Source organism: Streptomyces sp. NPDC041968 (assembly GCF_055589025.1).
Genome location: NZ_JBVJCB010000008.1, coordinates 225266 through 242568, shown reverse-complemented (window position 1 = coordinate 242568; position 17303 = coordinate 225266). Strand labels below are relative to the sequence as shown.

Sequence of the window (17303 nt, the reverse complement as noted above, 5' to 3'; positions counted from 1 at the left end):
GATCAGTTCCAGTCCGTGAACCCGGTGAAACCGTTCTCGTCCGCCAGTTGCCCGGCGGTGCCCTCGATGTCCTCCGGCAGCAGGCTCCACACGATGAAATCGGTGCGTACGTCCGTCCAGACGTCCCCGTCGGTACGGACGCGGGCTATGCAGGCGTTGCGCAGCACGCCCTCGCTGATGCAGCCGATCTTCTGGGCGACCTGCTGGGAGGCGGTGTTGTCGGCGGCGGTACGCAGCTCGACGCGTTCGAACTTCTGGTCACCGAAGAGCCATTGGGTGGTGGCAAGCGCCGCCTCCGAGGCGTAGCCCTCCCCCCGGGCCCAGGGGGCGACGATGTACGACAGTTCGGTCGACCGTACGTGCCAGTCGGTGTTGGTCAACCGGACGGTGCCCACCAGGCGCTGGGTGAGGAACTCGGTGACGGCGAGGTCGAGTCCCCGGCCCGCCGCGCGTTCCGCGGGGACGTGCTCGGCGATCCAGGTGCGGGCGGTGCGCTCGGTGTAGGGCTGGGGCACGTGGGTCCAGGCGGCGACCTGCTCGTCGTTCATCATGGCGGCGAGGGCGGGGACGTCGTCCTCGTCGAGGGGGCGCAGCACCAACCGCTCCGTGCTGATGGAGATGTTGGGGAAGGTGCTCGTCATGCGCCGCTCCGTAACCTGTGGAACCGTCGGGGCCTACTCGAACTGCCCAGCATGCAGCATGTGAGCACGCAACCGCACCACGGGGTCCGCTCCGGTGGAGCGGACCCCGTGGTGTGCGGCGGGAGGATCAGAAGGTCGGGAGCACGGACCCGGCGTAGTGGTCCTCGATGAACTTCTTGACCTCCGGCGAGGTGAGGAGCTTCGCGAGCTTCTTCACGCGCGGGTCGTCCTCCTGGCCCTCCTTGACGACGAGGAGGTTGACGTTCGGGTTGTCCTCAGCGGACTCCAGGACGAGGGCGTCCTTCGCGGGCTTGAGGTCGGCCTCGAGGGCGTAGTTGCCGTTGATGACCGCCGCGTCGACGTCACCCAGGGAGCGCGGGGTCTGGGCCGCCTCCAGCTCCTTGAACTTGAGGTTCTTCGGGTTCTTGGTGATGTCGGCGGGAGTGGCCGAGTTGCCCGCGCCGTCCTTGAGGGTGACCAGGCCCTCCGAGGCGAGCAGCTGCAGGGCGCGGGCCTCGGTGACGGTGTCGTTGGGAAGGGCGATCGTCGCGCCGTTCTTCAGGTCGTCGACCTTGTCGGCCTTCTCGGAGTAGAGGCCGAGCGGCTCCAGGTGCACCGAGGCGAGGGACTTCAGGTGGGTGCCGTTCTTCTTGTTGAAGTCCTCGAGGTAGGGCTCGGTCTGGAAGTAGTTGGCGCCCACCGAGCCGTCCTCCGTCGCCGTGTTCGGCGTGACGTAGTCGGTGAACTCCTTGACCTCCAGGTCGAGGCCCTCCTTCTCCGCCAGGTTGTCCTTGACGTAGGTGAGGATCTCGGCGTGCGGTACGGGCGTCGCGGCGACGACCAGCGGGCCGGAGGTGTCGGAGGCGGAGTCCTTGTCCGAGCCGCAGGCGGAGAGGCCGAGGGTGAGGGCTCCGGCGGCGAGGACAGCGGTGGTGATCTTGGCAGTGTTACGCACGAAAAGTGCCTTTCCTGAGGTGGTGCGACCCGTCACGGGTGGAACGGGGGGTCTGGGGGGTGCGGCGGGGCGGGCGGGTCACGCCGCCTTGCTCACGTCGGCCGCCGCGGGCTCCTTGGCCCGGAGCAGCCGGAGCCGGGGCCCGGCGCCCCCGCGTCCGCCGCGGCGGTGCAGGGCGCGGGCCGCGGCGTCGCCGGCGAACTGGATGAGCGAGATGACGACGGCGAGCAGCGCGACGGTGATCCACATCAGGCCGGTCTCGAAGCGCTGGTAGCCGTAGCGGACGGCGAGGTCGCCGAGGCCGCCGCCGCCGACGGTGCCGGCCATGGCGGAGTAGCCGATGAGGGCGATGATCGTGGTGGTGGTGCTCGCGATCAGCGACGGGAGCGCCTCGGGGACCAGGACCTTGCGGACGACGGTCCAGGTGTTGCCGCCCATGGCCTGGACGGCCTCGACGAGACCGCCGTCGACCTCGCGGACGGCCGTCTCGACCAGCCGCGCGAAGAAGGGGATGCCGCCGATGGCGAGCGGCACGATCGCGGCCTCGCTGCCGATCGTCGTGCCGGTGATCCAGCGGGTGAAGTTCATCAGGGCGACCATGAGGATGATGAACGGCAGCGAGCGGCCGATGTTCACGATCTGGCCGATGACCTTGTTCACCACGGTGTTCTGCAGCAGGCCGCCCTTGTCGGTCAGCACCAGCAGGATGCCCAGCGGGAGTCCGCCGACGACGGCGATCAGGGTCGACCAGCCGACCATGACCAGGGTCTCCTGACAGGCCTGCTCCAGCAGGGGCTGCATCTCGGACCAGGTCACTTGGCACCTTCCTTCACCAGCAGCGGCTGGTCCTCGTTCACCGTGTCGCCGTTCGGGGTGTCGGCGTTCACCACGTCGATCTGGAGTCCCTGTTCGCGCAGGAAGCCGACGGGTACGACGTTGTCCTCGTAGCGGCCGGGCAGTTCGATGCGCATCCGGCCGACCTGGAGGCCGCCGACGGTGTCGATGGCGGCGCCGAGGATCGAGATGTCGATGTTGTAGGTGCGGGAGAGCTGGGAGATGACGGGCTGGGTGGCGGCCTCGCCGTGGAAGGTGACGTCCAGGACGGTGCGGTCGTCCGCGGACGCCTCGCCGCCGACCGGGAAGAGCGCGGCGGCCAGTTCGGAGCCCGGGGTGGCGAGCAGGTCGCCGACGGTGCCGGACTCCACGATCCGGCCCCGGTCCATGAGGGCGGCCGAGTCGCAGACGCGCTTGACGACGTCCATCTCGTGGGTGATGAGCAGGACGGTCAGACCGAGCTGCTGGTTGAGGTCGCGCAGCAGCTGGAGGATGGAGCGGGTGGTCTCCGGGTCGAGGGCGCTGGTCGCCTCGTCGGAGAGCAGGACCTTGGGGTCGCCGGCCAGGGCGCGGGCGATGCCGACGCGCTGCTTCTGGCCGCCGGAGAGCTGGGCCGGGTAGGCCTTGGCCTTGTCGGCGAGACCGACGAGGTCGAGCAGCTCCAGCGCCTTGCGGGAACGTTCCTGCCCTGATTTGCCGAGGATCTCCAGGGGCAGTTCGACGTTGTCCTGCACGGTCCGGGTGGAGAGCAGATTGAAATGCTGGAAGACCATGCCGATCCGGCTGCGGGCCTCCCGCAGTTCCCGGCCGGCGCGCGGGCCGCGGCCGGCGAGCGCGGTGAGGTCCTGGCCCGCGACGGTGACCGTGCCGGCGGTGGGGCGCTCCAGGAGGTTGACGCAGCGGATGAGCGAGGACTTGCCGGCGCCGGACTGGCCGATGACGCCGTACACCTCTCCCTCGCGGACGTGCAGGTCGACGCCGTCCAGGGCGGTGACCTCGCGGCCGCGGGAGCGGTAGACCTTCGTGAGGCCCGATGTGGTGATCACGTGGGTTTCCGTCACTGTCGAGTGCGCGGCGCGGTGGTGGGTGCCGGCACGGGGCGTGTTTCTTCGGAGTTCAGGGGGTCCATCGGAACGCGGCACGGTTCTCGCGGTGGCGATGCGCGGTGGTGGAGCCGGGGAGAAACGTGTGCGCGGGGCGTGGCTCAGCCGGGTGCGGGGGACGCGGTGGCGGCCGTGAGCGGGCGCTCGCTTCGGGGCGCGAGGCTCAGGTGGTGCAGGGGCCCTCTAGAAGGCGCACATTCGACACGTACAACGAGCACCGGGCGTCATCGTCGCCTCGGTCGCAGGGGTGCGGTCGCTCGTCGTGCTCATGCGATCAGTAAAGCAGACGTGCGGTCCCGACCGGACGCCGCTGTCCGGATGCTGGACAGCGGTGGACGGTGAGCGGACGCGCCGGGAGCGGTTCAGTTCCGTACGGAGATGTCGATTCCTCCGTCGGTGACCAGTACCGACAAGGCAGACAGGTCGGGGACCACGAGGTCGGCGTCGAGTTCGTCGGCGCGGTGGGTTGTGGCCAACGCCACGGTCGTCATGCCGGCGGCGCGGCCGGCCTGCAGTCCGGCGGGGGCGTCCTCGAAGACGACGCAGGCGGCGGGGTCCACGCCGAGGGCGCGGGCGCCGAGCAGATAGGGCTCGGGGTCGGGCTTGCCGCGGGTGATGTCGTCGGCGGCGACCAGCGTCTTGGGGAGGATGCCGACGGCACCGAGCCGGGCCTCGGCGAGCCGCCGGGTGGCCGAGGTGACGACGGCCCAGCGGTCGGCCGGCAGCGCGGCGAGGAAGTCCCGCGTACCGGGCAGCAGGTGCACGCCGCCGTCCGGCACGTCCTCGACCTCCAGCTGCTCGATCCGCGCCACGGCCTGCGGCACCACGTCGGCGGGGAGCAGGTCGGCGGCTATCTCCGCGGCCGGCCGCCCGTGCAACTCGACCCGCCCGAACTGCTCCGCCGTGATCCCGTACTCACCGGCCCACCGCGTCCAGCAGCGGCGCACGGAGTCGAGGGTGGAGACGAGGGTGCCGTCGTTGTCGAACAGGAGGGCCTGTGCGTGGAGGTGCATGCCCTCGACCCTACGGGGAGGCCGGGTGGTGCCGTCCCCGCGCCCGGCCCCGTCCCGGCGCCGGGACGGGGCCGGGCGCGGCGAGGCTTTTCGGGCGTAATAGGGTCGCTGCCATGCTTGACGTCCTGACGCTGGTGACCGGCGTCGCCGCGCTGCTGCTCGCCGCCTGGTGCGGCTGGGCCGCCTACCGTGACCAGCCGACGAAGGACTGGCACTTCATCGGCATGGCCGTGGTCACCCTGCTGGCGCTGATCCAGCTGGTGGTCGGGATCGTGCTCCTGGCGCGGGGCGAGGAGCCGGAACAGGGCACGACGATCTTCGTGGCGTATCTGCTGGGCGCCTTCGCGTGCGTGCCGGCGGCGGGATTCATGTCGCTGGCCGAGCGCACCCGCTGGGGCTCGGTGACGGTGGCCGCGGGCGGGGTCGTCCTCGCCGTTCTCCAGGTGCGGCTGTACGACATCTGGGGAGGCTGACATGGCGGCGACGGAGCGACAGCGGGACGGGAAGCGGCTGATCGGCGGGCCCGGCATCCTGCTGGTGTGGCTGTACGGGGTGATGGTGGTCGGCGCCGTGTCGCGGTCCGCGTACCAGATCGCGACCGAGTTCGACCGGGCCCCGCTCCCCTACACACTGTCGGCGATCGCGGGTGTCGTCTACGGCTTCATCACCTACACCCTGGTGCGCGGCGGCGAGACGGCCCGCCGGGTGGCGCTGGTGTGCTGCGCCGCGGAGCTGGTGGGTGTGCTCGCGGTCGGCACCTGGACGCTGGTGGAGCCGTCCGCCTTCCCCGACGCGACGGTGTGGTCGGACTTCGGGATGGGGTACCTGTTCATCCCGGTGCTCCTGCCCCTGTCGGCACTGTTCTGGCTGCGCCGGGCCCGCGCCTAGCGACCGGGCCCGGCGGTGGCCGGTGCCTCAGGCCGTCGTCACGTACGCGCCGGCCGGCTTCTCCAGGATGATCATGGGAACGCCGTCCGCGCCCTGCGCGGTCCCGACCGTCTCGTAGCCGACCCGCCGGTACAGCCGCAGGTTGCTCTCGCTGCGCCCGGTGTGCAGGCGGAAGCGCTTGGCGCCCCGCTCCCCGGCGAGTGCCGACTCGGCCGCGCGCAGCAGCCGGGCACCGATGCCGTGCCCCTGCAGCCGGGGGTGGACGCACAACGTCCCGATGGACGCGGCCCCGTCCTCGGCCACCCTGCCGCGCACCGATCCGACGACCTCGTCACCGAGCCGCGCGACGAAGACGCAGTCGGCGCCGACCTCCTCGCGCACGGAGTCGAGGGTCTGGACGAGCGGGTCGATGCGGTAGTTGCCGTGCAGCGCCGCCTCGCCCTGGAAGCAGAGGTACTGCAGCCGGAAGATCTGCTCGGCATCCTGCTCGGTCGCCGCCGAGATGGTCACGCTCATGCCCATGTGCGCATGCCTCCCGCTCACCTGATCAGTTGTGGTCCCCCACTCCTATCCCCGTCCTCAGCGGGCCGCAACCTCCGGTGCCAGCAGCCGTCGCAGACATCCAAGACATCTGGAACGTTCCGGACCGAGGCTGCCCTGTGAGATACCCAACTCTCCCGCGATCTCCCGGTAGGTGAGGTCCCTGGGCGACAACAGGGCCTCCAGCAGCCGGGGGCAGCGGCCGGGCAGCCGGCGCACCGCCTCGCGCAGGGCTCGGTGGCGTGCCGCGCTGAGCGCGAGCTGTTCGGGCTCCTGCTCGGCGGCGACGGCGGGTTCGGTCGCGTAGGGGCGCTCGTCGCGGCGGGTGCGGCGGGTGCGGCGGGCCTCGCTGCGGACGGCACTGCGCAGCCAGCGGTGGGGGTCGGGGGGCGGTCCGTCGGCCTCAAGGCGTTCCAGGAGGCGCAGCCAGACCGCCTGTTCGAGGTCGCCGGCTTCGGCCCCGGACGCCTGTGCCTCGGCCGAGGCCTCGGCGGTGAGCAGCGGACGCAGGGCGGCGACCAGGTCGGATGTCATATGCAGGTCGACGCGGCCGCCCGGGCGGCGGGTTGCCCGGGCGGCCGAAGCTCACCCCAACCGGGGGTTCACGCGTGCCCGTTGACGAAGTCCTCGCGGGCCAGGACGCCCGTGTCCGGGTGGTCGGTGAAGACACCGTCGATGCCGGTCGCGAAGTAGGTCCGGAAAGCGGCGAAGACGTCGCCGTAGGCGTCGGGGTCGCCGCCCTTGCGGAAGTCCGCGGGGAGGAAGGGGTTCTCGTTGCGCATCGTGTACGGGTGCAGGATCAGGCCCGCCCGGTGCGCGTCGCGGACGAGCGTGGTCGGCTCGGTCAGCCGGCCTGCGGAGTCCTTCGGGATGATCAGGTCGAGGGTCGGGCCGATGCCCTGCGCGTAGCCGGCGATCTCCTTCAGGCCCTTCGGCGTGACGAGGTCGGCCGTCGTACGCGGGTCGCCGGTCTTCACGAAGTCCCAGGGCCGGCTGTTCGCCCCGGACAGCAGGACGGCGAGGGGGTTGCCGACGAGCCTGTTCATCCGCTGGATGCTGGTGGGCTCGAAGGACTGGATGATGACGGGCGAGTTCCTCCCGTCCTTGCCGTACTTGCGCAGCAGCCGTGCGAGGCGCTCCTCGGTGCCGAGGCCCAGCTCTCGGAAGTAGGTGGGGTGCTTCAGCTCGGGGTAGATCCACACCTGCCTGCCGCGCCTGCGGGTCTGCTCGTTCTGCCAGCGCAGCACCTCCTCGAAGGTGGGGATCTCCCAACGGCCGTCGTAGAGGGTGTTGTGCGGACGGTTGGCGGGGATGCGTTCGGTCGCGCGCAGCGTCTTGAGTTCGGCGAGCGTGAAGTCCTCGGTGAACCAGCCGGTGGTGGAGACGCCGTCGAGCAGCTTGGTGCGCTTGCGGTCGGCGAACTCGGGGTGGTCGGCGACGTCCGTGGTGCCGCCGATCTCCGGCTCGTGCCGGCAGACGAGGTGACCGTCCTTGGTGGGGACCAGGTCTCCGGCCTCGACGATGTCGGCGCCCATGTCGAGGGCGAGGTCGTAGGCGCCGAAGGTGTGCTCCGGCCGGTATCCGCTGGCGCCGCGGTGACCGATGACGGTGGGAACCGGCAGGCTCTTCACGCCGCCGTGACCTCCGCCGTGCCGGGGGTCGGCGGCTCTCGCCGTGCCGGACAGGCCGAGTACGGCTCCGCCCGCCCCGAGCACCGCCGCTCCGAGGAGCGCCCTGCGTCCGGTGCCGCCCGTCCGTTCGTCCGACTCCTGCGTTCCCATGGGGCCCTCCTGCCGTCGACCGTCAGTGCGGGCCGATCGTAGGGGCGCGTACATGACCAACGGGAGACCGTGGCCGGAACACGCGGGTGCGTGGGGATGTCGTGTGGGCGTGGAGGTGCCGGCGTGACGAGATGTCTGACGCCTCGTCGGCTTCGGGGCGGCGGGGCGGGGTACGCGGTCGGTGGCCGCGGTCGTCAGGGCGCCACCGGACGAGCCGCGGCCGGAGAAGGGGTCGGCGACCCGGCTCCGGCGGCGCGCCTCGCGCAGTCCGCGCGTCGCGTGTGTTTCGATCCGGGCCGTGCCTGGACCCCCGGCGGACCGGGACGGTGACGGTGACGGCGGCATGACGACACGGAGCGCGGTGGGAGAGACGAGGACCGGCGCGGGATTCCGCACCCGCGGACGCGACCTGCCTCACACTCCCGTGGCCGCGTCGCGCCCGCCCGACGCCGTCGCACCGCAGGTGAACGCACGTCAACACCGTGTAAGACCCGCATGACCCGACGTGCGCGACCCCCTCGGCCGCGAGTAATGTCCTCACCTGCACAGACACATACCGCATCCCCGACACCGGAGGACCCGTTGTCCCGCTTCGCGCTCATCAAGGCAGTGCTCGGACCGATCATGCGCCTGATGTTCCGCCCACGGGTGGAGGGCGTGGAGAACATCCCGGGCGACGGTCCGGTGATCCTGGCCGGCAACCACCTCACCTTCATCGACTCGATGATCCTCCCGCTCGTCTGCGACCGACAGGTCTTCTTCATCGGCAAGGACGAGTACGTCACCGGCAAGGGCTTCAAGGGCCGGTTGATGGCCTGGTTCTTCACCGGCGTCGGCATGATCCCGGTGGACCGCGACGGCGGCCGGGGCGGTGTCGCGGCGCTCATGACCGGGCGCCGGGTGCTGGACGAGGGGCGGGTCTTCGGCATCTACCCCGAGGGCACCCGCTCCCCCGACGGCCGCCTCTACCGGGGCCGCACCGGCATCGCGCGCCTCACGCTGATGACCGGCGCCCCCGTGGTGCCGTTCGCCATGATCGGCACCGACAAGCTCCAGCCGGGCGGCGCGGGCCTGCCCCGGCCGGGCAGGGTCACGGTCCGCTTCGGCGAGGCGATGGAGTTCTCCCGTTACGAGGGGATGGACCGCGACCGCTACGTCCTGCGGGCCGTCACCGACTCCGTGATGACCGAGGTCATGCAGCTGTCCGGCCAGGAGTACGTGGACATGTACGCGAGCAAGGCCAAGGCGGCGTAGGGACGCGCGGCGCGGAGAACGGCGGGTCGCTCGGTGGGCGGCCCGCCGTTTCCGTGTGCGACGGCTTCGGGGGCGGACCGGGGCGACGCCTGGTCCGCCAGGGCGCCCGGACGGCGCCCGGACGGCCCCCGGCGGCGCCCGGCCCGGTGAGGCGGCGGAGGGACGTCGACGCCGGCCCCCGCCGCGCGGGCACCGCCGGGCCGGTGCGGGCGCGAGCGCCGTGGTCACCGCGCCCCGCCCCGAAGGACCCGCCGCCGCTCTCTCCCCCCCCGGTGCGGCCGGACGGCCCCGCGGTACGGGCGACGGACGGCCGCGGGACAGGACGGGCCCTCCCCCGCGGTCGTCCGTTGCCGCCGTGCGGCCGCCGGGCCGCCGCCTCTGCTCACCCGCCGTCGGTCAGGGGTGTTCCACCCCGTCCTCCAGGCGCTGGCCCCGCAGCAGGAACCAGGAGGCCGCCGCGGCGGCCAGGAGGACGGCCGCGCCCACGCCCGTCGCGAGGGTCAGGCCGTCGACGAAGGCCTGGCGGGCGGCGTTCAGCAGGACGTCCGCCGAGGGGGCGGGGAGGCCGGACGCGATCTCCACCGCGCCGCCCAGCGACTCGTGGGCCGCCTCCGGCGTACCGGCCGGGCCGGAGAAGTCGCGGTAGACGCCGGTCACGATCGAGCCGAGCACCGCGATGCCGAGGGCGGCGCCGAGTTCGTACGCCGTCTCCGAGACCGCCGAGGCGGAGCCCGCCTGTTCCTTGGGCACGCTGGACAGGATCACGTCGGCGGTGACGGTGAACGAGAATCCGGCGCCGACGCCGACGACGAGCAGGGCCGCACCCAGCAGGGGGTAGCCGGTGTGCTGGCCGACGAACGTCAGCGCGGCGAGCGCGAGGCCGACGGCGGCGAGGCCGCCGGAGACCACGGCACGGACCGAGAAGCGCCGCGCCGCCCGCCCGGCGAGCAGGCCCGCCACCACCGCGCCGACGGCGGCCGGCAGTTCGGCCAGCCCCGCCTCGAACGGCCGCCTGCCCTGGACCAGTTGCAGGTACTGGGAGAGGAAGAACACCACGCCGGAGAGCCCGAGGATGGTCAGCAGGTCGGCCAGCACCGCGCCGCTGAAGCCGCGGCTGCGGAACAGCCGCATGTCGAGCAGCGGGACCGGCATGGTCAGCTGGCGGCGGACGAAGCCGTAGAGGGCGGCGGCGCCCAGCAGGCCCGCGGCGAGCGTGGCCCCGGCGAAGCCGTGCGCGGCGGCCTCCTTCACGGCGTAGACGACACCGACCATGCCGACCAGGGAGAGGACGACGCTGACCATGTCCCAGGGGCCCGGGTTCGGGTTGCGGGACTCGGGCAGCAGCTTGATGCCGACGACGACCAGGACGGCCATCACGGGCAGGTTGATCAGGAAGACCGAGCCCCACCAGAAGTGCTCCAGCAGGAACCCGCCGACGACCGGACCGACCGCGGCGCCGGCCGAGGCCGCCGCGCCCCAGATGCCGACGGCGAGGCTGCGTTCGCGCGGGTCGTGGAAGAGGTTGCGGATCAGCGCGAGGGTGGCGGGCATCAGGGTGGCGCCCGCGACACCGAGCAGGGCCCGGGCGACGATCATCAGCTCGGGCGTGGACGCGTAGGCGTTGAGCACCGATACCGCGCCGAAGGCCGTGGCGCCGATGAGCAGGATGCGCTTGCGTCCGATGCGGTCGCCGAGGCTTCCCATGGAGACGAGCAGGCCGGCGATGACGAAGGAGTAGACGTCACCTATCCAGAGCAACTGCGTGCTGGAGGGCGCCAGGTCCTCGCTGATGTAGGGGGTCGCGAGACCGAGGACGGTCGCGTCGACGGCCACCAGCAGTACGGCCAGGACGAGGACGGCCAGCGCGAGCCAGCGGCCGGGGCGCTTCACCGCCTCGGTGGTCTGCGCCGACTGCAGGGTGCGGGTCATGTTCACTCTCTCCGAAGTGCGCCGCCGAGCAGCAGCTCGACGATCATGTGGGTGAAGTCGTTGCGGGCCACGCGGCCCTCGGCCACGGCCCAGGCGCCGGCCCCGAGCAGCCCGTAGAGGGCCTCGGTGAGCCAGGCCGGGGACAGGTCGATGCGGAACTCGCCGTCCTCCTGGCCGCGGCGGAAGACCGCGGCCATCCGGGCGTCGATGTGGGCCCAGCCCTCGTTCTGCTCCTCGCCCTCGAACAGCTGGTTCTCGGTGTAGAGGAAGCCCAGCAGGCCGGCGGCCGGTTCGATCTCGCGCACCAGCCGGCGCACCGCGTCGGCCGCCGGACCCTCGTCCAGGCGGGCGGCGTCCAGGGCGGCCTCGCACTCGGCGATGCCGAGCGACTCCAGCGCGCGGACGAGGGCGTCGCGGCCCGCGAAGTGCCGGTGCAGCGTGGCCCGGCTGAGACCGGCGGCCCTGGCGACCTCGTCCATGGTCGCGGTGGACTTGCGGGTCAGCAGGGCCGCGGCGCTGCGCAGTACCTGTTCTCGATCAACGGCCATGAGACAACGATAACCCAAGTGAGACACCTCTGTCTCATACTGGGCATGCGTGACTCACCTCTCGGGGTACGCGCCGACGCGGATCAGTGCCAGGGAAGCCGTCCGCGCCGCTCCCAGTACGCCTCCGGCGCCTCGACCAGCGCGCCGAGGCGTGCCACCTGGTCGTCGTCCAGGTCGACCACGGCGGCGTGCAGGTTGGAGCCGAGCTGGTTGACGGTCGCGGCTCCGGAGAGGACGACGCCGGCCCAGGGCTGCCGGAGGACCAGCGCGAGGGCGACCGCGTCGCAGCCCAGGGTGGTCTCCTCCGCCACGGCCTTCAGCGCGTCGGGCGCGTGGGGCTCCGCGAGGCGGCCGTTGGCCATGCCCTCCTTGACGATCACGGTCAGCCCCGCCTCGTGGGCCTCGGCCAGCGCGGGCCCGGCGGAGGTCTCCAGCACGTTGTACGTCGACTGCACGGTACGAAAGAGGGGCTCGCCGTCGACGGTCACGGCGAGCGCGGCCCTGATGGCGTCGGCCTGGGCGGGACCGCTGGTGGAGAAGCCCACGGTGACCCCGCGCGCGGCGGCCTCGGCCAGCTTCGCGTGCAGGTCCTTGTCGGTCAGCGCCGGGCTGTCGGGGGTCAGCGAGTGGATCTGGTAGAGGTCGAGCCGGTCGCCGAGCAGGGCGTCGGTCTCGCCCCACTGGCGCTCGTACGTCGCGACGCCGTGGTCCTTGACCTCGTGCCGCTCGGCCTCGGCCGACCAGTCGGCGGTGTACGTGTAGCCCCACTTGCTGCCGACGACCACGTCGTCGATGTCGGGGCGGTCGCGCAGCCAGCCGGCCAGGAACTCCTCCGAGCGCCCGTAGGAGCGGGCCGCGTCGAAGTACCGCACGCCCTGCGCGTAGGCCGCGTCGAGGAGGTCGTGGGTCCGCTCGCGCATCGCCTCGACGCTGCGGTCGGGCGGCAGGTCCCGGTCGCGTCCGAGGGTGATGTAGCCGGGGCGGCCGACGGCGGCGAGGCCCAGCCCGATGTGGAAGGTGGGGGTCGTCGCGGTGGCGAGGCGGGCGAAGGGCATCGCGGGCTCCGTTCGGTCGACTGCCGGCAGCTGATGACCAACGTAACCGCGATGCCCTCCGGTCACACGGGCGACTACCGCTTCGCGTTCGCCCACTCGTGCTGCGCCGCCACGTCCGCCTTCACCTCGGCGAGCTGGACGGCGACCGCGCCGGGCGCGGTTCCGCCGCGGCCGTTGCGGGAGGCGAGGGCGCCGGGGACGTCGAGGACGGTGCGCACCTCGGGGGTGAGGTGGGCGGAGATCTTCGCGAACTGCTCGTCGGTCAGCTCGTCCAGCTCCTTGCCCTCGGCCTCGGCGGCCTTCACGCACTCGCCGGCCACCTCGTGCGCGACCCGGAAGGGCACGCCCTGGCGGACCAGCCACTCGGCGATGTCCGTGGCGAGCGAGAAGCCCGCCGGGGCCAGCTCCTCCATCCGCTCGCGGTGCACGGTGAGGGTGGCCATCATGCCGGTGAAGGCGGGGAGCAGGATCTCCAGCTGGTCGATGGAGTCGAAGACCGGCTCCTTGTCCTCCTGGAGGTCGCGGTTGTAGGCGAGCGGGAGGGCCTTGAGGGTGGCCATCAGGCCGGTCAGGTTGCCGATGAGGCGGCCCGACTTGCCCCGGGCCAGCTCGGCGATGTCCGGGTTCTTCTTCTGCGGCATGATCGACGAACCGGTGGAGAAGGCGTCGTGCAGGGTCACGAAGGAGAACTCCTTCGTGTTCCAGATGATGATCTCCTCGGCGATCCGGGAGACGTTGACACCGATCATCGCGGTGATGAAGGCGAACTCCGCGACGAAGTCGCGGGAGGCCGTGCCGTCGATGGAGTTGCCGGCGCTGCCGCGCTCGAAGCCGAGGTCCTCGGCGACCGCCTCCGGGTCCAGGCCGAGGCTGCTGCCCGCGAGCGCCCCGGAGCCGTACGGCGAGACGGCCGTGCGCTCGTCCCACTGCCGCAACCGCTCCGCGTCCCGGCCGAGGGCCTGGACATGGGCGAGGACGTGGTGGGCGAAGAGCACCGGCTGGGCGTGCTGGAGGTGGGTGCGGCCGGGCATCGCCACGTCCGGATGGGCCTCGGCGAGGCCGACCAGCGCGTCCTGGAGGTCGGCGATCAGACCGCCCACGGTCCGGGCGTGGTCGCGCAGGTACATGCGGAAGAGGGTCGCCACCTGGTCGTTGCGCGAGCGGCCGGCGCGGAGCTTGCCCCCGAGGTCGGGGCCGAGGCGCTCCAGCAGGCCGCGCTCCAGGGCGGTGTGCACGTCCTCGTCGGCGATGGTGCCGACGAAGGAACCGTCGGCGACGTCCGCCTCCAGCCGGTCCAGTCCCTCGATCATCCGGCTCAGCTCGTCCTCGGTGAGCAGGCCCGCCTTGTGCAGCACGCGCGCGTGGGCACGCGAGCCGGCGATGTCGTAGGGCGCGAGCCGCCAGTCGAAGTGGACGGACGCGGACAGCTTGGCCAGGGCCTCGGCGGGACCGTCGGCGAAACGCCCGCCCCAGAGCCGTACGTCACCGCTGTTGCTGCTCACCTGTGTCGCTCCTCACCGTACGAACGCTTGCCATGCATGAGTATGCAGAGGTCTGCATGTTTCGTCAATCTCACCGGCGGGCGGGACGGGACGGGCCCTCGTCCGGATAATCGTTAGACATGGGAAAGACTTACGCACGCATAGACGGCAGGCTCCGCTCCTTCATCGAGGCGCAGCCCGTCTTCTTCACCGCCACCGCCCCCCTGTCGGGCGACGGCACGGTCAATCTCTCCCCCAAGGGCCTCACCGGCAGTTTCGCGGTGCTCGACGAACTCACCGTGGCCTACCTCGACTTCGCCGGTTCCAACGCCGAGACCATCGCCCACCTGCGCGAGAACGGGCGGATCACCCTGATGTGGTGCGCCTTCCAGGGCCCGCCGAACATCGTCCGGGTGCACGGCCGCGGCGAGCCGGTGTTCCGCGACGACCCCCGCTTCCCGGAGCTCCTCGGCCACTTCCCGGACATCGACACCTCCGCGCACGGGCTGCGCGCCGTCATCGTCGTGACCGCCGAACTCGTCCGCGACACCTGCGGGTACGCCGTCCCCTTCATGGCCTACGAGTCGGACCGCGACCTGCACGGCAAGCGGTTCGCCCGGGAGGACGACGCCTCACTCAGCGAGTACTTCACCAAGAAGGAGCACGTGGCGACCAGCCTGGACGGCCTTCCCGGGCTGCCGTTGCCGCTGCCCCCGTCTACCGTCTGAGCCATGCGCCCCGGTGTCGTCACCGCCCTCCTGTCCGCCTCGCTCCTCGTCCTCGGTGCCGCGCCCGCCGGCGGGGCCGGGTCCCGGCCGCTCCCGGCCCGGATGGCGGACACCGGCGGCGGCACCCAGCTGATCACCGCGGTCGCGCCGGGCCCCGGCTCGACCACGGGCCGGGTCACCTGGTGGGACCGCAGGGGCGCCGGGGGCGGCCGATGGGTGAGGGCCGGGTCCGCTCCCGCCCGCTTCGGGGCCAACGGGCTGACCGACGGGGCGACGCGCGCACAGGGCACGAACACCACCCCGACCGGGCTGTACGACCTGCCGTACGCCTTCGGCATCCGGGCGGCGCCGCGCGGGACGGCGTACCGGTACCGGGCGGTGCGCGCGGAGTCCTGGTGGTGCCAGGACAACGACGCGCGCGCCTACAACCGCTGGACCCAGCCGCGCCCCGCCGACTGCCGCGCCACCGAGGCCGAGCACCTGATCACCTACCGGGCGCAGTACGCGCACGCCCTGGTCATCGGCTTCAACTACGAGCGCCCGGTACGCGGACGCGGTGCGGGCATCTTCCTGCACGTGAACGGGGAGGGGGCGACCGCCGGCTGCGTGTCGGTGCCCGCGGAGGCGATGCGGCGGATCCTGCGGTGGGCCGACCCGGCGGCCGCGCCGCACATCGCGATCGGGACCTCGGGCGGGGCGACGGCGATCACGCGCTACTGAACGGCGGCAGGAGTACCGCGACGGCGTGAACGCTCGGCCGGCGCGGCGCGTATCAGTGGGCCAAGGGCCACGTCCCCCGGAGGAACCCACCGTGACCACCACGCTCGCCGGCGGCCGTGCCGCACGCCGTCAGACGATGCGGCGCATCCGTCCGCGCCGCTCCCCCGCCGTCCCCCTGCTGCTCGCCGTGTGGGCGGGCGCGGCGGGCGTGTTGTGGCTGTGGTGGCGCAACACGCCCGCCATCTCCGACGACGCCGGCCGGATCATGAACGCCGGCCGGATCACCGGACTGCTCGCCGGGTACCTGATGGCACTGGTGGTGCTCCAGATGGCCCGCGTACCGGCCCTGGAGCGGCGGGTGGGGTCCGACCGGGTCGCCCGCTGGCACGCCATGACCGGCCGCTACACGCTCTGCCTGGTCCTCGCCCACGTCTTCCTGATCATGTGGGGGTACGCCGTCCAGTCCGGCAGGGGCCTCGGCGGCATCGTCCAGCAGACGGTGGACTCCGTGACCCAGCTCCCGGACCTGGGCAAGGCCGCCATCGGCACCGGCCTGCTGGTGCTCGTCGGACTGTCGTCCGTGGGCTCCGTGCGCCGCCGCATCCCGTACGAGGCCTGGTACCACATGCATCTGCTCACCTACGTGGCCGTGTTCCTGGTCTTCTGGCACCAGCTGACCACCGGCAACGACTTCGCCGTCGAGCCGGTCGCGAAGACCGTCTGGTACGCGCTGTACGGGTCGGTGACCGCGCTCGTGCTCTGGTACCGCTTCCTGACCCCGCTGCGGCTCAACCTGCGGCACCGGATGCGGGTCGAGGCGGTCATCGAGGAGACGCCCGGCATCGTGTCGGTGCTGATCGGCGGGCGCCGCCTGCACCGGATGGGCGCGGAGGCCGGGCAGTTCTTCCGCTGGCGGTTCCGGGCGCCGGGGATGCGGTTCAGCTCGCACCCGTACTCGCTGTCGGCGGCGCCGCGCCCGGACATGCTGCGGATCACGGTGAAGGCGATCGGCGACCACAGCGCCCGGCTGCGGGAACTGGAGCCCGGGACCCGGGTGTGGGCGGAGGGCCCGTACGGCGCCCTGACCGCCCAGCGCCGCAGCCGCGGCAAGGTGCTGCTGGTGGCGGGCGGGGTGGGGATCACGCCGATGCGGGCGCTGTTCGAGACGCTGCCCGGCGCGTCCGGGGACATCACCCTGCTGTACCGGGCCAACAGCACCCAGGACCTGGCGCTGTGGGACGAGCTGGCCGGAATCGCCGACGAGCGCGGGGCCCGGCTGATGTACGCGGTCAACAGCCCGGACGGGGAGCGTCCGGACATCTCCGCGGAGACCCTCAGCCGCAAGATCCCGGACGTCGAACGCCACGACGTCTTCCTGTGCGGGCCGCCCGGCTTCGCCCAGTCGGTGTACGAGGCACTGCGCGGCGCGGGTGTCCCCGCCCGCCGTATCCACCACGAGTCGTTCGAGATGTGAGCGACGGACGTCAGGAGTCCAGGACAGATGAGGAAGAGCCACCCCGTCCGGCGCGCCGTGCTCGCCGGCGCCGCGACGGTGTCCGGGATCGTGCTGCTGCTGTCGCTGAAACCGGCGTCCGACCCGGGCGCCGCCTCGGCGGCGGGCGGTGCCCCGCCGGCGGCCGCGCAGTCCCCGCAGGGCGGCCGGGGCGCCGGGTCCGGCACGGTCACGGGTGACGCGGTCCGTACCGAGTACGGGCCCGTGCAGGTCCGGGTCACGGTCAGCGGCGGGCGCGTCACCGCGGCGGAGGCCCTCCAGGCACCCAGAGGCGGTCGCAGCGACCAGGTCACCGCCGACGCCGTACCCCAGCTCAACCA

General features: G+C 72.3%; 18 protein-coding genes and 1 pseudogene. 7 read left to right on the top strand and 12 right to left on the bottom strand.

The features are described from left to right. Nucleotides 1-2: 2 nt before the first annotated feature. From ACZ6EG_RS21185 to ACZ6EG_RS21165, 5 genes are all read right to left on the bottom strand, one after another. The gene (locus tag ACZ6EG_RS21185) at nucleotides 3-641 is read right to left on the bottom strand and encodes a GNAT family N-acetyltransferase (protein ID WP_356605791.1); all 639 of its coding nucleotides are present in this window, start codon (nucleotides 639-641) and stop codon (nucleotides 3-5) included. Between the two features lie 127 nt (nucleotides 642-768). Further along, nucleotides 769-1596, bottom strand: a complete 828-nt coding sequence (locus ACZ6EG_RS21180) for a MetQ/NlpA family ABC transporter substrate-binding protein (RefSeq protein WP_391970290.1) — start codon at nucleotides 1594-1596, stop codon at nucleotides 769-771. Nucleotides 1597-1674: 78 nt separating this feature from the next. Continuing rightward, nucleotides 1675-2412 carry a methionine ABC transporter permease gene (locus ACZ6EG_RS21175; RefSeq protein WP_391970289.1) on the bottom strand — a complete coding sequence of 246 codons (738 nt, stop codon included), beginning with the start codon at nucleotides 2410-2412 and terminating at the stop codon, nucleotides 1675-1677. After that, nucleotides 2409-3476 (bottom strand): methionine ABC transporter ATP-binding protein, encoded by a 1068-nt coding sequence (locus tag ACZ6EG_RS21170; RefSeq protein WP_391970288.1) that lies wholly within the window; start codon nucleotides 3474-3476, stop codon nucleotides 2409-2411. The genes ACZ6EG_RS21175 and ACZ6EG_RS21170 overlap by 4 nt, the downstream gene beginning before the upstream one ends. 419 nt (nucleotides 3477-3895) lie before the next feature. After that, a complete protein-coding gene (locus ACZ6EG_RS21165; RefSeq protein ID WP_391970287.1) occupies nucleotides 3896-4546 on the bottom strand; it encodes an HAD family hydrolase in 651 nt (216 codons plus the stop codon). Between the two features lie 113 nt (nucleotides 4547-4659). On the opposite strand from ACZ6EG_RS21165, the gene ACZ6EG_RS21160 reads away from it, so the two are divergent. Together ACZ6EG_RS21160 and ACZ6EG_RS21155 are read left to right on the top strand one after the other, a co-directional pair. Beyond that, nucleotides 4660-5019 carry a hypothetical protein gene (locus ACZ6EG_RS21160; protein ID WP_053128149.1) on the top strand — a complete coding sequence of 120 codons (360 nt, stop codon included), beginning with the start codon at nucleotides 4660-4662 and terminating at the stop codon, nucleotides 5017-5019. Nucleotide 5020: 1 nt separating this feature from the next. Continuing rightward, complete coding sequence (locus ACZ6EG_RS21155) at nucleotides 5021-5434, top strand: hypothetical protein (protein ID WP_391970286.1); 414 nt, start codon at nucleotides 5021-5023, stop codon at nucleotides 5432-5434. Nucleotides 5435-5461: 27 nt separating this feature from the next. On the opposite strand, the gene ACZ6EG_RS21150 is transcribed toward ACZ6EG_RS21155, so the two are convergent. The 3 genes from ACZ6EG_RS21150 to ACZ6EG_RS21140 all read right to left on the bottom strand — a co-directional run bounded on the left by ACZ6EG_RS21150 (nucleotide 5462) and on the right by ACZ6EG_RS21140 (nucleotide 7755). After that, a complete protein-coding gene (locus ACZ6EG_RS21150) occupies nucleotides 5462-5956 on the bottom strand; it encodes a GNAT family N-acetyltransferase (RefSeq protein ID WP_391970285.1) in 495 nt (164 codons plus the stop codon). Nucleotides 5957-6013: 57 nt separating this feature from the next. Next, nucleotides 6014-6508, bottom strand: coding sequence for a sigma-70 family RNA polymerase sigma factor (locus tag ACZ6EG_RS21145; RefSeq protein ID WP_391970284.1), 495 nt, complete (start codon nucleotides 6506-6508; stop codon nucleotides 6014-6016). Between the two features lie 68 nt (nucleotides 6509-6576). Further along, nucleotides 6577-7755 (bottom strand): glycerophosphodiester phosphodiesterase, encoded by a 1179-nt coding sequence (locus tag ACZ6EG_RS21140; RefSeq protein ID WP_391970283.1) that lies wholly within the window; start codon nucleotides 7753-7755, stop codon nucleotides 6577-6579. A 582-nt stretch (nucleotides 7756-8337) separates the two neighbouring features. Between ACZ6EG_RS21140 and ACZ6EG_RS21135 the strand changes: the two genes are divergently transcribed. Next, nucleotides 8338-9009, top strand: coding sequence for a lysophospholipid acyltransferase family protein (locus tag ACZ6EG_RS21135; RefSeq protein ID WP_356605811.1), 672 nt, complete (start codon nucleotides 8338-8340; stop codon nucleotides 9007-9009). Nucleotides 9010-9405: 396 nt separating this feature from the next. Here the strand turns inward: ACZ6EG_RS21135 and ACZ6EG_RS21130 are convergent, their stop codons facing one another. From ACZ6EG_RS21130 to argH, 4 genes are all read right to left on the bottom strand, one after another. Continuing rightward, on the bottom strand, nucleotides 9406-10938 hold the full coding sequence (locus ACZ6EG_RS21130; RefSeq protein WP_469606527.1) for an MFS transporter: 1533 nt from the start codon (nucleotides 10936-10938) through the stop codon (nucleotides 9406-9408). A 2-nt stretch (nucleotides 10939-10940) separates the two neighbouring features. Further along, the gene (locus tag ACZ6EG_RS21125; RefSeq protein WP_356605815.1) at nucleotides 10941-11486 is read right to left on the bottom strand and encodes a TetR/AcrR family transcriptional regulator; all 546 of its coding nucleotides are present in this window, start codon (nucleotides 11484-11486) and stop codon (nucleotides 10941-10943) included. 83 nt (nucleotides 11487-11569) lie between these two features. After that, entirely contained in the window at nucleotides 11570-12541 is a 972-nt protein-coding gene (locus ACZ6EG_RS21120; protein WP_391970281.1) for an aldo/keto reductase, read from the bottom strand. Between the two features lie 74 nt (nucleotides 12542-12615). Then, the gene (gene argH / locus ACZ6EG_RS21115; protein ID WP_391970280.1) at nucleotides 12616-14043 is read right to left on the bottom strand and encodes an argininosuccinate lyase; all 1428 of its coding nucleotides are present in this window, start codon (nucleotides 14041-14043) and stop codon (nucleotides 12616-12618) included. Between the two features lie 119 nt (nucleotides 14044-14162). Between argH and ACZ6EG_RS21110 the strand changes: the two genes are divergently transcribed. From ACZ6EG_RS21110 to ACZ6EG_RS21095, 4 genes and pseudogenes are all read left to right on the top strand, one after another. After that, a complete protein-coding gene (locus tag ACZ6EG_RS21110; protein ID WP_469606522.1) occupies nucleotides 14163-14750 on the top strand; it encodes a pyridoxamine 5'-phosphate oxidase family protein in 588 nt (195 codons plus the stop codon). A 3-nt stretch (nucleotides 14751-14753) separates the two neighbouring features. Beyond that, nucleotides 14754-15470: a L,D-transpeptidase family protein gene (locus ACZ6EG_RS21105; RefSeq protein ID WP_469606519.1), complete on the top strand. Its 717-nt coding sequence runs from the start codon at nucleotides 14754-14756 to the stop codon at nucleotides 15468-15470. Between the two features lie 91 nt (nucleotides 15471-15561). Beyond that, the gene (locus tag ACZ6EG_RS21100) at nucleotides 15562-16944 is read left to right on the top strand and encodes a ferredoxin reductase family protein (protein WP_469606516.1); all 1383 of its coding nucleotides are present in this window, start codon (nucleotides 15562-15564) and stop codon (nucleotides 16942-16944) included. Between the two features lie 27 nt (nucleotides 16945-16971). Beyond that, nucleotides 16972-17303: pseudogene (locus tag ACZ6EG_RS21095) on the top strand (FMN-binding protein); the annotation flags it as partial.